Source organism: Aliivibrio sp. S3MY1 (assembly GCF_028765575.1).
In the GTDB taxonomy this organism is placed as follows: Bacteria; Pseudomonadota; Gammaproteobacteria; order Enterobacterales; family Vibrionaceae; genus Aliivibrio.
In genome coordinates this window covers 22,133-37,640 of the sequence record NZ_JARACO010000028.1, presented here as the reverse complement: position 1 = coordinate 37,640, position 15,508 = coordinate 22,133, and the positions used below count along the sequence as shown (strand labels likewise).

Sequence of the window (15,508 nt, the reverse complement as noted above, 5' to 3'; positions counted from 1 at the left end):
TAGAATACCGGCCTGTCACGCCGGGGGTCGCGGGTTCGAGTCCCGTCCACTCCGCCACTATTTTAAAAAGCCCTAATCGAAAGATTAGGGCTTTTTTACGTCTTTATAAAAGTAAAATGATTCAGAATAGACACTGCGAAGTGATAGTTCCGTTGGTTAGACTTTTTATTGGAGAGCTTAGCGGCCAATCACGCCGTGGGACGTGTCACTTTCAAGGTTAATAGAAAGTCCCGTTAACGTAGCCACTATTTTAAAAAGCCCTAGTCGAAAGATTAGGGCTTTTTTACATCTGTATAAAAGTAAAATGATGCAGAAAAGACACTGTAAAGTGGCAGTTCAACAGGCTAGTTTTTTATTAAGGTGCTAACAGCGAGCTATAGCAAGAAGAAAGAGAGCTTATGATTTTGCTAAGTCACTATATTAATAGTATCGGTATTTGTAAGCTATAGAGAGATAAGATTAACAGTTTGTAGTGATAGATATAAAAAATGGAGATACATAAAATGCATCTCCATTGAGTAATATATGAAAAAGTTATCTATCTTTTTCTAATTTCTTTGCTTTTTCAATCATAGCTGTAATGGTCGAGCCTTGGACAAGAATGGAGAAAACGACGACAGAGTAAGTCATAACCAGGATTAACTCTCGTACATCAATATTTTTATCTGGAATAACTAAAATTCCAGATGGAATAGCCAAAGCCATTGCCAGTGCTAAGCCTCCACGAAGGCCGCCCCAAGTTAAAATATTAACTGATAATGCGTTATAAGTTCTGAATCGCTTAAAGCCAATGTAGGAGACGAAAACACTTAAATAACGACTCGCCAATACTAGCGGAATAGATATTGCCATTAAGATCCAGTCTTCTTGATGGAATTGGAATAACAGCATTGACATACCAATAAGAAGAAATAATACACCATTTAAAAATTCGTCAACTAGCTCCCAGAAATGGTCCAAGTGGTCTTCACTTTCTTTTGAAAAACCAATGTAACGAGTCCAGTTACCGATCATAATTCCAGATACGACCATCGCTAATGGGCCTGAAACTTCAAGGACCCCTGCAAAGGCATAACCTGATGTAGGAATACCTATAGTTAATAATAATTCCATTGAATGGTCATTTGTAGAGCTTATTAGATAATGAAAAATTAGACCTAAAATAAAACCATAAATAATACCGCCAATAGCTTCTTGTAAAAACAGTGCGGTTACACTACCAACTGTTGGTGTTTCTGAGCCAAAAGCAATCGTAAATAGTGTTACGAAGATAACTAAGCCAAAACCATCATTAAATAAAGATTCACCTTCGATTTGAGTTGAAATTCGTTGTGGGGCATTCAGTTTTTTTACGATAGCGAGAACAGCAATAGGATCGGTTGGAGAGATAAGGGAACCAAATAATAAGCAGTAGATTAAATCAAGATTAATACCGATTAGATTACATATACCCCATAAAGCAAAACCAATAAAGAATGTTGAGAATAAGGTTGCCCCTAAAGCAAGTACGGTTATTTCCCATTTTTGATCTTTAAGGTTTTGAAGTTTGATCCCTAACCCACCAGCAAACAATAAGAAGCCTAATATTCCCTTCAATAAAAAATCTTCAAAATTTATCTCTGTTAAGGTTTCTGTAGCCACTTCTCTAAGGTTAAACCAATCATTTTGACCCGCGATAATGATCCCAAGCGATAGCATCATTGAACCTGCTGTGATTGCGATCGTAGTTTGCATTTTTCCTATCTTGCTATTAATAAAAGCAATTAGCATAGCAGCCGCTGCTAAAAAGCAGAGTGTGTTATACACAGACATGGTTAACCTCTAAATATGTTATTAATGTAACAAAATGTGATAAAGGTCATTTTCCGCTCTATTTGATAAATATCAAACTTTATTTCTAATTTGAGGAAATTAATCTATTTTGGCCGTCTAGATTCCTATTGTATATGTGATAGGATTGTAAGAGAAATGTATTATGGATGAGGCAGTACCGTGGCAGGAAGCAATAAGAAAACTGAAATAGAAAAGCACCTTCTGGAACGTATACTTTTGATCGATGGTGGTATGGGAACCATGATCCAAGAGTATAAGTTTGAAGAAAAAGATTATCGTGGAGAGCGCTTTAGTGATTGGCATTGTGACTTAAAAGGTAACAATGATCTTCTAGTGCTTTCTCGTCCTCAAATTATCAGAGATATTCATTCCGCTTATTTAGAAGCGGGTGCTGATATTTTAGAAACGAACACCTTTAACTCAACAACAATCGCAATGGCTGACTATGATATGGAAAGTCTGAGCGAAGAAATGAACTTTGAAGCTGCAAGGTTAGCAAGAGAAGTCGCAGATGAATGGACATTAAAAACACCACATAAACCGCGTTATGTTGCTGGTGTTTTAGGCCCGACGAACCGAACATGTTCTATCTCCCCTGATGTAAATGACCCAGGCTATCGAAATGTTTCTTTTGATGAATTAGTTGAAGCCTATTCTGAATCCACTCGAGCCTTAATTAGAGGTGGTTCTGATTTAATTCTTATCGAAACTATCTTTGATACCTTGAATGCAAAAGCCTGTTCTTTTGCCGTAGAATCCGTTTTTGAAGAAATGGGTATAACATTGCCAGTAATGATCTCAGGTACGATAACCGATGCATCAGGGCGTACTTTATCAGGCCAAACAACCGAAGCGTTCTATAATGCTTTACGCCATGTTAAACCAATCTCATTTGGTTTGAACTGTGCGTTGGGGCCTGATGAGTTACGTGAGTATGTGAGTGAGTTATCTCGTATTTCAGAATGCAGCGTGTCTGCGCACCCTAATGCAGGTTTACCTAACGCCTTTGGTGAATATGACCTCTCTCCAGAAGAAATGGCAGAGCACGTAAAAGAGTGGGCTGAAAGCGGTTTTCTAAATTTGATTGGTGGTTGCTGTGGTACGACACCTGAGCATATCCGCCAAATGGCACAAGTGGTTGAAGGTGTTAAACCCCGTCAATTACCGATACTTCCTGTTGCTTGTCGTTTATCGGGTTTAGAGCCACTAACTATTGAAAAAGACTCTCTTTTTGTAAACGTCGGAGAAAGGACTAATGTTACGGGTTCGGCTCGCTTTAAACGTTTAATTAAAGAAGAGTTATATGATGAGGCATTAAGTGTCGCTCGTGAGCAAGTAGAAAACGGTGCTCAAATCATCGATATCAATATGGATGAAGGGATGCTTGATGCTGAAGCGTGTATGGTTAAATTCTTAAACCTCTGCGCTTCAGAACCTGAGATATCTAAAGTTCCTGTAATGGTCGATTCTTCTAAATGGGAAGTTATCGAAGCTGGACTCAAATGTATTCAAGGCAAGGGTATTGTTAACTCAATATCTCTGAAAGAAGGTAAAGAAAAATTCTTACAACAAGCTAAGCTAATCCGTCGCTATGGTGCTGCTGTGATTGTGATGGCTTTTGATGAAGTCGGCCAAGCAGATACGCGTGAGCGAAAAATAGAAATATGTACTAACGCTTATAACATCTTAGTGGATGAAATTGGTTTCCCACCAGAAGACATTATTTTTGACCCAAACATCTTTGCTGTTGCAACAGGGATCGATGAGCATAACAACTACGCTGTTGATTTTATTGAAGCCGTTGCTGATATAAAAAGAACACTTCCCCATGCCATGATTTCAGGTGGCGTATCTAACGTATCATTCTCATTCCGAGGTAATAATTACGTACGTGAAGCGATACACGCCGTGTTCTTATATCACTGTTTTAAGAACGGTATGGATATGGGTATCGTAAATGCAGGCCAATTAGAAATTTACGATAATGTACCTGAAGATTTACGTGAAGCGGTAGAAGATGTAGTACTTAACCGTCGTGATGATTCAACAGAACGCTTACTTGATATGGCAACAGAATATCTAGAACGAGCGGTTGGAAAGGTTGAAGATAAATCAGCTTTAGAATGGAGAACATGGTCAGTAGAAAAACGCCTTGAACATTCTCTAGTGAAGGGAATTACTGACTTCATTGTTGAAGATACAGAAGAAGCACGAGTTAATGCCGCTCGCCCTATTGAAGTGATCGAAGGTCCTTTAATGGACGGCATGAACGTCGTGGGTGATTTATTTGGTGAAGGGAAAATGTTCCTTCCTCAAGTGGTTAAGTCTGCGCGAGTGATGAAACAAGCCGTAGCGCATTTAGAACCTTTTATTAATGCCACTAAAGATGTCGGTTCAACCAATGGAAAAATCTTATTAGCAACGGTGAAAGGTGATGTTCACGATATAGGTAAGAATATCGTTGGGGTTGTTCTTCAATGTAATAACTATGAAATTATTGATCTTGGTGTCATGGTTTCTTGTGAGAAAATACTAAAAGTCGCCAAAGAAGAGAATGTCGATATTATTGGACTTTCTGGTCTTATCACGCCATCGCTTGATGAGATGGTCCATGTCGCTAAAGAGATGGAACGGCAAGGATTTGATTTACCACTTTTGATTGGTGGGGCAACGACTTCTAAAGCGCATACAGCGGTGAAAATTGAGCAAAACTACTCTCAACCTGTAGTTTATGTTAATAACGCTTCTCGTGCGGTTGGTGTTTGTACGTCATTGCTTTCTAATGAATTGAAACCAGCATTTATTGAGAAGCTGGATTTAGATTACGAGCGTGTGCGTGATCAACATAGCCGTAAAACACCACGAACGAAACCTGTTTCACTAGCAAGAGCACGAGCAAACAAAGTCGATATTGATTGGGTAAACTACACGCCACCAGCGCCTGTAAAGCCGGGTGTGCATATTATTGATGATATGGATGTTGCGACGTTACGCCAATATATTGATTGGACTCCTTTCTTTATGACATGGTCTTTAATGGGCAAATACCCTGCAATTTTAGAGCATGAAGAGGTGGGTGAAGAAGCGAAGCGTTTATATAAAGACGCGCACGAGCTGTTGGATCGTGTAGAAAAAGAAGGCTTACTAAAAGCGCGAGGAATGTGTGCTCTTTTTCCTGCTAACAGTGTTGATGATGATATTGAAGTGTATACCGATGAATCACGTACAGAGGTATTGAAAGTTCTACATAATTTACGTCAACAAACAGAAAAACCAAAAGGGTTTAACTATTGTTTATCTGATTATATCGCACCGAAAAAGAGCGGAAAGGCCGATTGGATTGGTGGCTTTGCTGTGACTGGTGGCATTGGCGAGCGAGAGCTTGCAGATGACTATAAAGCCAAAGGTGATGATTATAATGCTATTATGATCCAAGCGGTTGCTGACCGTTTAGCTGAAGCGTTTGCCGAGTATTTGCATAAAGAAGTACGTAAAGATATTTGGGGATATTCCCCAGATGAAGATCTTTCAAATGATGATCTTATCCGTGAAAAATACCAAGGTATTCGCCCTGCACCTGGATACCCAGCTTGTCCTGAGCATACAGAAAAAGGGACATTGTGGGAGTTGATGGATGTTGAAGAAGCAATAGGAATGTCGTTGACCTCTAGCTACGCTATGTGGCCGGGAGCCTCTGTTTCTGGTATGTATTTCTCTCATCCAGACTCTCGTTATTTTGCGATAGCTCAGATCCAAAAAGATCAAGCGGAAAGTTATGCAGAGAGAAAAGGCTGGGATATGTTAGAGACTGAAAAGTGGCTAGGACCAAATCTAAACTAAGATCTGTTTTATAATAAAAATTAAAAATCCCATTAATAAATCTATTAATGGGATTTTTAGTTTAATAGGTTTAGAACATAAATTTTTACTTTTCAAATAATTCTTTATGTAGGACTTGAACCGCACGTTTAGATTCAGACGCGTGTAGCAAGAAACATAAATTATGCTGACTTGCTCCGTAACAAATCATGCGTAGGTTAAAGTCTTCTAAAGCGCCAAACACTTGCTTAGCATATCCTTTAGAGTCACTCATTTGGTTACCAATAAGAGCAATTAGACATAGATTGTTTTCTATTTCAACCGTACATAATTTTTCTAATTCTTGCTGGGCTTCAAAAGGTAATTCTGGCGCTTTACCGTTGGTATTCGTTTGATCAAGAGTAAGAGCGACACTGACTTCAGAGGTTGTAATTAAATCGACTGAAATCTTATATTTAGCTAAAATTTTAAATACTTCAGCTAGAAAACCATAAGCATGGAACATGTTTGGACTATGTAACGTCACCATAGTTTGATTGCAACGTAAGGTTAGCGCTCTAAATAATGGAGAGCTGTCTACTTGTTGTTTTATCCATGTCCCGCCTTTTTCTGGCTCTTTTGATGAACCAACAAACACAGGAATTTGATGACGTAGAGCGGGTAATAATGTCGATGGATGTAAAATTTTAGCGCCGTAGTTTGCCATCTCTGAAGCTTCACTAAAGCTAATTTCTGGGATTGGAGAAGCAGCAGGTGCAATACGAGGGTCGGTAGTATAAATACCTGGTACATCAGTCCAAATCTCTAATCCACAAGCATTTACAGATTCTGCTATCAATGCGGCACTATAATCACTGCCACCTCGACCTAATGTTGTTGTATTGCCTTCACTATCAGATCCAATGAAGCCTTGTGTAACGACAATATGTTTCAGGCAAAGAGGAGCGAGTTTAGCTTGAGCTAGCTGAGATATTTCTTTAAGTTGTGGCTCTCCTTTACCGAATTGTGCATCGGTGCGAAGAACGGCTCTGATATCAAAGCGGACGGCAGAGTTACCGCGCTCAATTAATAGTTGAGTAAATAGGTGAGTCGACATGAGTTCACCGCAAGAGACAAGATGATCAGTGAGTTTATCACTTGATTGAAATGAAGCCGCATCGGCCGCTTTTTTGATTTCTTCAAGAATTTCTAGAATAGCTTGTTCTGGATAAATAGGATCAGAGAGTTGGTCTAATACAGAAAAGTGAATTGATTTTAACTCTTCAAAAATAGCTTTCTTTCTTTGGTTATCTTGTACACCGTTAGCGAGCTCTACCAATAAGTTAGTCACGCCAGAACAAGCACTGATAATAACAAGGTGAGTTTTTTGATTCTGCTCGATAACATGAGCACTGCGGCTCATTGCTTCGAAATTGGCAACGCTAGTGCCACCAAATTTAGCAACATTTATAGGGTTCACTTTCCTGTCTCCCGACTACATCCAATCTGTAAAATAAAGGTGAAGGGGTAATAGCAAGAAATAAATAGTTGCTAGAAGCCCTTCACTTAAAAAATAAGTGACAATCGTTAGGATTCAGCCTAAACGACCGACGAAGTTTTCCCAATAAAGTTCGTCTCGGCATTACTCTCCCTCACTTAGTTGACTGGGAGTTTGGGCTCCACAAATTAAGCTACCTAGGCAATGCTCCTCTTCTTTATGTATTTCAAGGAACAAAATACGTATTAATAATGTGCTTTTTTATGGCTTAAATGTCAACAAGTGGTAATTAGTTTATTTGTATTTCTCCTCTTTAAAGTGAAAGTAGGTGTTTTGATGGTATTTATTCTAGTTTAGTCACTCTAATGACGTCGTCTAATTGAGTTTAATTATTTTTGTGTCTATTCTTTATACACCCTATATTTCAAGGAGTGAATAATGCAAAGTTTTATCCCACCAAGAAGAACCCTTATGGGACCTGGTCCATCCGATATTTCACCCCAAGTATTGCAGGCCTTAAGCCGACCTATAATTGGCCATCTTGACCCATTATTCATAAAAATGATGGATGAGGTAAAAGAGTTACTTAAATACGCATTTCAAACAGAAAACGAGTTTACAATTGCAGTATCTGCACCTGGAAGTGCAGGAATGGAAACTTGTTTTGTTAATTTAGTTGAAGCGAGTGAGAAGGTTTTAGTTTGTCGTAATGGTGTTTTTGGTGAACGAATGCGACAAAATGTTGAGCGTTGTGGTGGCACTGCGATTGTTATTGTTGATGACGCTGCGATTAGATAGCGTTTATTGAATGAATACAATTTAGAAATTGGTGCTCTTTGTCTTAAGGCTTTATCTGATGTTCTTTAAGCGTTAACTAAAAAACCGCTGAATAATCAGCGGTTTTTTATGAATTGTTTATTTGTTCTTCTCTTTTAAAACAGAATTATTTTGGCGCAGTTTTTCATCTAATTCTACCGATTCAAATTTATTGTTTGGAAATAAGAAAATCGCCTCTCTTCTTATGTCTTCGGCATGTTGTTCTTGCCCCAGAGCTTGATAAGCGATGATTAAATTTTGATAAAAAGCAGGTCTTGGTTTTGTTTTTATAAGCTCTTTTGACCACGTTATATAAGGTGCGATTAATTCTGGTTTTTTATTAATGATCCCAATAGTTAATTGGGCGGAAAGCACATCTCCATTAAATCGGTCTTCCCAAACCACAGGGTTCGTTACTTGATTTAAGATATCAGGGTTCATTGGTCGAGTGGTTTCAAATTTAGTTAATACCCAATTGGTATGCAGAGCTGAAAGCATGTAGAAAGCCGTCACAATAGGGATAACTAATGAACTTACTCGTAAAGTAATTTTTGTAATATCACCGATTTTGAGTTTCTTGTATTTACAGCTGAGTTGATCTATCCAAAAGAGAAGAATGATAAAAGTAAACCAATGTATCATTGAGTGATAAAACGGATACTCTAATTGGCTATGAATAAAAATAGGCGCAATTAAGGCAAGCAGGGCAAATTGGGTATCGAGCTTACTTTTTCTTATCTTTAGCAGCACACCACCAGCCGCAATAAGTAAACCTAAAATAGCGACGATGCCTCCTTCTACTCCCCAATATAGAACTTCATTGTGAGGGTGATCCATTGAAGGAAGCCCAGGTTTATAGCTAGAAGAGATCTGGTGCTGTTTTGCTGTATATAGCGTGTATTCCGCTTCAAAATTTCCGTAACCATAACCTGTAATAGGTTTCTCTAAAAACATATCGAGCGCTTGAGGAAAGGTGTATCTTCTTGGGCTTTCTAAATCCGCCTTTTGGCTAATTAAAGATACTTTTGATAAATCATCATTTTGAGATAGGTGAAAAAGAACAAAACTACCACTGAAGCCTATAACTAATGCTAGCGCCCAAGAAAAAAATCGCTGTTTAGTACAGTACTTCCACATGTATGGGCTCAGCAAAGCCAGACTAAAAATAGTCGCAATCCAGCCTGTTCTAGAGGCTAAGATCACAATAAGCGGCAAAGTGAATATGATAGTTGCATAAAGTAGAGTAAGTGCGACAATATTCTCTCGATACTTTATCGGTTGACGAGCAAGAAAGTACGAGGCTATTGCAAGCCCAGTAGCTAAGAAGCTAGCCATTACATTTGGTTGTTGAAATATACCGTAAGGGCGATTAGCTATTACGTTATAACCAAATGAATTTCCAGCATCTAAAAATAGATATTGAATGTAACCAAAAAGCGTTTCAATGAGCACTGAGCCGATAATACACCACAGTAACCACTGCTTTTGTTTATTGGAAAACGCAAATTGTTGCAGGGCGATAAAAAAGAATAACCCTCCCCACAATCCTAGAAATTTGCCAATAGCTAATTGGGGAGATGCGTCGTGATACAGTAAAGGTAAAGACAGTAGGGTGACAGCAAACAGTAAAACAAGCGTTAGTGTTGAGTATTTAACCAACCCTTGCTTAGCGACATGAAATAAGGCTATCGCAATAGCAATGCTGGCAGGGATCCAAGAGGCTGCATTAAAGGCAAGGTGTAGACCTGATCCGCCAGGGTTTGGTTGGAAGAAGTGAGCACAGACAAAGAAAAGAATACTAAGGCTAAATAAAAACGATTTGGTTAATGGTTTTCTAACCTTTCTTGCTTCTAGTTGCGTTCCTTGGGTAAGTAGCGTTGCCATGGGTTAATCAGTTCCTTGTTGCGAGCATGAATATAAAAGTAAAGCCAGCAAAGTGCTGGCTTTATTCTATCGTATTCGCATTATAAAGTGCGGACTTTATTACTTATTCAGCATCGGCTTTAAGAAGCGTGCGGTATGAGAGCCCTCAACCAATGCAACCTCTTCGGGAGTTCCCTCTGCCACTATTTCACCACCACCTTGTCCGCCTTCTGGACCAAGATCTATAATCCAATCCGCTGTTTTTACGACATCAAGGTTATGTTCGATCACGACAATCGTATTGCCTCGCTCACGTAAGCGATGCAGTACGTTCAATAATTGTTGAATATCGTGAAAATGCAGACCTGTTGTCGGCTCATCTAGAATATAAAGCGTTTTCCCTGTGTCTCGTTTTGATAGTTCTCGAGCCAGTTTAACCCGTTGAGCTTCACCACCAGAGAGTGTTGTCGCGGCTTGTCCTAAACGAATATAAGATAACCCTACATCCATTAGAGTTTGCAGTTTTCGTGCGATTACAGGGACAGGTTGAAAGAAAGTATGAGCATCTTCAATTGTCATTTGAAGTACTTCATCAATACTTTTACCTTTGTATTTTACTTCTAACGTTTCGCGGTTATAGCGTTTACCTGTACATACATCACATGGAACATAAACATCAGGCAAGAAATGCATTTCTACTTTAATTACACCATCCCCCTGACACGCTTCACAGCGGCCGCCGCGGACATTAAAACTGAAGCGGCCCGGCTTATACCCACGAGAGCGAGATTCTGGCGTCCCCGAAAATAATTCACGAATAGGGGTAAAGATCCCTGTATAAGTCGCAGGGTTTGATCGAGGCGTTCGCCCAATTGGACTTTGATCAATATCGATAACCTTATCAAAGTGTTCAATGCCTTTGATCTTTTTATAGGGTGCCGGTTCTGATGTGGTGGCTCCATTTAACTGAGTATGAGCGATCTTAAAGAAAGTATCGTTGATCAGTGTTGATTTGCCAGATCCTGAAACACCAGTAATGCACGTAAACAGACCAACCGGTAATTTGAGTGTGACATTTTTTAAGTTATTGCCAGTGGCACCAATCAGTTCAACTTGTTTTTTAGGGTCTGCTTTAATTCGCTCATTTGGAATGGAAATTTCTTTAGCACCACTAAGATATTGACCTGTTAGTGATTCTGGATTTGAAATAATGTCTTGGTAACTGCCTTCTGCGACAATGTGGCCACCATGAATTCCCGCTCCAGGACCGATATCAATAATATGATCCGCACTTCTTATTGCGTCTTCATCGTGCTCTACAACAATAACGGTATTACCTAGATCACGAAGATGGTTAAGGGTTTTCAATAGGCGTTCATTATCTCGTTGATGAAGACCAATAGAAGGCTCATCAAGAACGTACATAACACCAACTAACCCGGCACCTATTTGACTTGCCAGGCGAATACGCTGAGCCTCACCACCAGAAAGCGTATCAGCACTGCGTGATAAATTAAGATAATTTAAACCAACATTGATAAGGAAGTGCAGGCGTTCATTAATTTCCTTCATTACTTTATCTGCTATTTGAGCTTTTTGTCCTTTCAGTTCCAGTGAACTAAAAAAGGCCATTGAATCTTGAATACTCATCTCACAGATTTCAGGTAATGTAGTGTCAGCAACAAATACGCTACGAGCTTCTAAACGTAAGCGAGTACCGTGACAGCTTGAACATGATTGAGTTGAAATATATTTTGATAGGTCATCACGCACAGAGCTTGATTCGGTTTCTTTATAGCGGCGGTCAAGTGTATTTAATATTCCTTCAAAAGGATGGCGCTTAACGCGTAGATCGCCGCGATCATTGCTGTATTGGAACTCAACTTCTTCTGTTCCTGAACCATTAAGAATGATATTTTTAAATTTCTTTGATAGTGATTTAAATGGTGCAAAAAGATCAAACCCATAATGCTTAGCTAATGAACTTAACATTTGAAAGTAATAATAATTTTTTTGATCCCAACCTTTAATCGCCCCTTCAGCAATACTTAATTTATTATCTAGAACAATGCGCTCGGCATCAAAATATTGTTGAACGCCTAGACCATCACAAGTACCACAAGCACCAGCAGGATTATTGAATGAAAACAGACGAGGCTCAAGCTCTGACATGCTGTAACCACAATGTGGACATGCAAAGTTAGCTGAGAAAATTAGAGGTTCGTCTTTGGTATCATCCATATAATCGACAACAGCAATACCACCAGTGAGTTCTAGTGCGGTCTCAAAAGATTCGGCAAGACGTTGTTTTAAATCATCTCGAACTTTAAAGCGATCAACAACGACTTCAATAGTATGCTTTTTATGAAGTTCTAATGTCGGAGGATCAGAGAGATCACATACTTCACCATCAATACGAGCACGAATAAACCCTTGTGCGGCTAAATTTTCTAATGTCTTAACATGTTCACCTTTACGCTCTTTCACAATAGGTGCTAACAACATCAGTTTTGTGCCTTCTGGCAATTCTAACGCTTTATCAACCATTTGGCTGATGGTTTGTGCTGTTAATTCGACATGATGTTCAGGGCAACGAGGTTCACCAATCCGAGCATACAAAAGACGTAAGTAATCGTAGATTTCAGTAATGGTACCGACAGTCGATCTTGGGTTATGAGAGGTGGATTTTTGTTCGATAGAAATCGCAGGAGAAAGTCCTTCAATGTGGTCAACATCCGGTTTTTCCATTAATGATAAAAATTGACGAGCGTATGCAGATAAAGATTCAACATAACGACGTTGTCCTTCTGCATACAAGGTATCAAAGGCCAAAGAGGATTTACCTGAGCCTGATAACCCTGTTATAACCGTTAGCTTATCTCGTGGGATAGTTAAGCTAATATCTTTTAGGTTATGGGTTCTTGCCCCTCTAACTTCAATCTTATCCATGGAACTCTCTCTACTTAAAGAATAACTAGAGGATAAGTATTGCACAGAGTGTTAAAACAGCAAAGGAATACTGGGTAAAAAAACAGTGGTTATTATTAGAAGAGAGATTCTATAGGGGATATAAAAATGCCCTGTAATGAATTACAAGGCATCATTCTAGCTAGCAAATTAAGGATTATTTTTTACCTGTTTTTTGCTTTGCAAGTTCTGCAGATTTTTTATCTTTTAAGTAAATATTCTCATAGCAGTAGTTGGTTGCTTCGATGTAACCTTCAACGCTACCGCAGTCAAAACGCTTACCTTTAAATTTATACGCAAGAACACAACCAGATTGAGCTTGTTTTAGTAGTGCATCCGTAATTTGGATCTCTCCGCCTTTGCCTGGTTCTGTTGTTTCTAGGATCTCAAAAATATCAGGAGTTAAGATGTAGCGACCAATAATAGCAAGGTTACTTGGTGCTGTACCTGGGTCTGGTTTTTCTACCATGTTGTCTACACGATAAAGATCATCTTTGATCATCTCGCCAGCAATAACACCATATTTATGAGTTTCGTTATCTGGTACTTCTTCAACAGCAACGATAGAGCAGCGGAATTGCTTATATAACGCAACCATTTGTGAAAGAACGCCTTGTTCTTCATTAACACATAAGTCATCTGCAAGTACGACAGCAAAAGGTTCATCACCGACTAGCTCACGACCAGTAAGGATAGCATGGCCTAAACCTTTCATTTCGCGTTGACGAATGTAAGTAAAGTGAGCTGCATCGATTAGCTCACGAACATCTTCAAGTAACTCTTCTTTGTTAGTACCGCTAATTTGGTGTTCTAGTTCGTAGTTTTTATCAAAGTGATCCATTAATGAATGTTTACCACGGCCCGTTACGACACAGATCCCGTCCATACCCGCATTGATAGCTTCTTCGACACCATATTCAATCAGAGGTTTGTTTACCACTGGCATCATCTCTTTTGGCATCGATTTAGTTGCTGGTAAAAAGCGAGTGCCGTAGCCTGCGGCAGGGAAAAGACATTTTTTTATCATAAGGGAGTCCTAGATAGACGAAATTTTAAATTCGTAGAAAGCGCTTATAGCATCATCATTATAGTTGCAGTTTAGCGATTAAACATAATGAAATGAAGCGCTTTAATTAAAAGTATCGGCTCGTATCATTATTAATGTGATTTCTCTATTACTATTCATAGAAATTAAATTTAATACTGATGTGGCATAAGCGATTTAAACCAATCCCAAACACCAAATGAAAAGTTATGAAAGATATCGATGCCCATTGCTGATTTAATCAAGTATAAAGCAAAAATAGCCAAGCCTAATATACCAAGTACACCCATCGCAATTAAAAGAGTGAGCATAAATAAAGCAAAAGGGGATTCTTTACGTAACTGTTGACGATAATCTCGACCGAGCAGAAACACAAAAAAGTAGCGTTTATTGAAAATCGAAATGCTTTTTCTGATATCAACTCGATTGTTGGATCCCAATCCAGTTGCAATTATTGCGCGCTCAATGGATTTTTTTTGTTCTTCTGAAAGCGAATCAATGACATTTTCATCGAGAGATGAATAGAAATGAGCAAGTAGCTTTTGCTTTTTTTTATCGATCACTTAATTGCCTTTTTTGTGAGAGCATGTTGATAAACACCCATTGTTTGAGCTGCGATTTTATTCCAATCATAATGTTCTAGATAGGATGTATAGCTAACTTGAGAGTGTGGGCTGTTCGTATGTTGAATTAATTGTTCTTTTAATTTATTTATATTCCCAACAGGAAAGTAGGTTTCAGACTTTAACTTTACTTCTAAATTGGCAGGGATATCACTGACAATTGCAGGTAACGAATAGGACATCGCCTCAAGAAGAGCAATAGGTAAACCCTCATGATAAGAGGGCATTACAAAGGTTTTAGCTTGAGAGAAAATAGCTTGTAGTTGCTCACCTTTTAGAAAACCAGTGAGGATAACCCCATCGACGTTACGCGCTTGTTCTTTTAGTTTGTCACTATAAGAGGTTGGATGATCGGTATCGCCCATTATAACCAATGGAATATTAAGGTTAGCTTGCTGGTAAGCTTCAATAAGATCGTGAAATCCTTTTTCTTCCACAAATCGGCCAACAGCAACAAAATAATGACCAGAGGTTAATGAAAACTCACTTAACGTTGAGTCTATTTTATCTTGTGCTAATGGGGTTGGTAGATCGACACCATTATAGATAAGGTGAGCATCATGACGATTGTACTTTTCTTTGATAATGTCATTAATTACTTCTGAAATAACAATCACTTCATTGGCGTAAGTAGCCGCTAACTTTTCACCAAGTTGAAGAATGCGTTTAGCAAATCCTCCCCATTTTTGACGATCATAATCTGGACCATGGTGAGTGAAAATGACTTTCTTTCCTAACAAGCGAAGTAATGGCACAACAAGACCGGGACCAATAGCGTGTACGTGTACAATTTTCGATTGATCAAAAAGCGTAGAAAAAGAAGCGAGAATTGAATGAATAATGGCTTCTAATGATTTCTTTCTTGGAGCCCAAACAGATTTTGTATTAACCCCTTTGTAGCTTGATTTTTTATAATCGACATAAGGTGAACGGGCGATAACACAAATATCACTACCAAATTGACGATGAATTTCAGGATAAAGGTGCTGGCAATGGGTTTCTACGCCCCCCAATACATTCGGGATCCCGCGAGTGCCTATGACGGTAATTTTATCTGTCATCTTG

8 protein-coding genes, 1 pseudogene and 1 riboswitch are annotated in these 15,508 nt (G+C 38.8%); of the genes and pseudogenes, 2 read left to right on the top strand and 7 right to left on the bottom strand.

Annotation, left to right across the window (positions count from 1 at the left end):
- Window positions 1–534: 534 nt before the first annotated feature.
- Window positions 535–1,812 (bottom strand): cation:proton antiporter, encoded by a 1,278-nt coding sequence (locus tag PVK62_RS14910; RefSeq protein WP_274445095.1) that lies wholly within the window; start codon window positions 1,810–1,812, stop codon window positions 535–537.
- Window positions 1,813–1,992: 180 nt separating this feature from the next.
- On the opposite strand from PVK62_RS14910, the gene metH reads away from it, so the two are divergent.
- Entirely contained in the window at window positions 1,993–5,673 is a 3,681-nt protein-coding gene (gene metH, locus PVK62_RS14905) for a methionine synthase (protein WP_274445094.1), read from the top strand.
- An 85-nt stretch (window positions 5,674–5,758) separates the two neighbouring features.
- Here metH and lysC read toward each other — a convergent pair whose 3' ends face one another.
- A complete protein-coding gene (lysC, locus tag PVK62_RS14900) occupies window positions 5,759–7,111 on the bottom strand; it encodes a lysine-sensitive aspartokinase 3 (protein ID WP_274445093.1) in 1,353 nt (450 codons plus the stop codon).
- Window positions 7,112–7,178: 67 nt separating this feature from the next.
- A riboswitch (Lysine riboswitch) is annotated at window positions 7,179–7,352 on the bottom strand.
- A gap of 215 nt (window positions 7,353–7,567) precedes the next feature.
- On the opposite strand from lysC, the pseudogene PVK62_RS14895 reads away from it, so the two are divergent.
- Window positions 7,568–7,912 (top strand): annotated as a pseudogene (locus PVK62_RS14895) (alanine--glyoxylate aminotransferase family protein); the annotation flags it as partial.
- Window positions 7,913–8,044: 132 nt separating this feature from the next.
- Here PVK62_RS14895 and PVK62_RS14890 read toward each other — a convergent pair.
- The 5 genes from PVK62_RS14890 to PVK62_RS14870 all read right to left on the bottom strand — a co-directional run bounded on the left by PVK62_RS14890 (window position 8,045) and on the right by PVK62_RS14870 (window position 15,504).
- Window positions 8,045–9,829 (bottom strand): PglL family O-oligosaccharyltransferase, encoded by a 1,785-nt coding sequence (locus PVK62_RS14890; protein WP_274445092.1) that lies wholly within the window; start codon window positions 9,827–9,829, stop codon window positions 8,045–8,047.
- A 99-nt stretch (window positions 9,830–9,928) separates the two neighbouring features.
- The gene (gene uvrA, locus PVK62_RS14885; protein ID WP_274445091.1) at window positions 9,929–12,757 is read right to left on the bottom strand and encodes an excinuclease ABC subunit UvrA; all 2,829 of its coding nucleotides are present in this window, start codon (window positions 12,755–12,757) and stop codon (window positions 9,929–9,931) included.
- Between the two features lie 175 nt (window positions 12,758–12,932).
- Window positions 12,933–13,802 (bottom strand): UTP--glucose-1-phosphate uridylyltransferase GalU, encoded by an 870-nt coding sequence (gene galU / locus PVK62_RS14880; protein WP_274445090.1) that lies wholly within the window; start codon window positions 13,800–13,802, stop codon window positions 12,933–12,935.
- Between the two features lie 170 nt (window positions 13,803–13,972).
- Window positions 13,973–14,383 carry a hypothetical protein gene (locus tag PVK62_RS14875; protein ID WP_274445089.1) on the bottom strand — a complete coding sequence of 137 codons (411 nt, stop codon included), beginning with the start codon at window positions 14,381–14,383 and terminating at the stop codon, window positions 13,973–13,975.
- Window positions 14,380–15,504 carry a glycosyltransferase family 4 protein gene (locus tag PVK62_RS14870; RefSeq protein ID WP_274445088.1) on the bottom strand — a complete coding sequence of 375 codons (1,125 nt, stop codon included), beginning with the start codon at window positions 15,502–15,504 and terminating at the stop codon, window positions 14,380–14,382. Before PVK62_RS14870 ends, PVK62_RS14875 begins: the two co-directional genes overlap by 4 nt.
- Window positions 15,505–15,508: the final 4 nt, after the last annotated feature.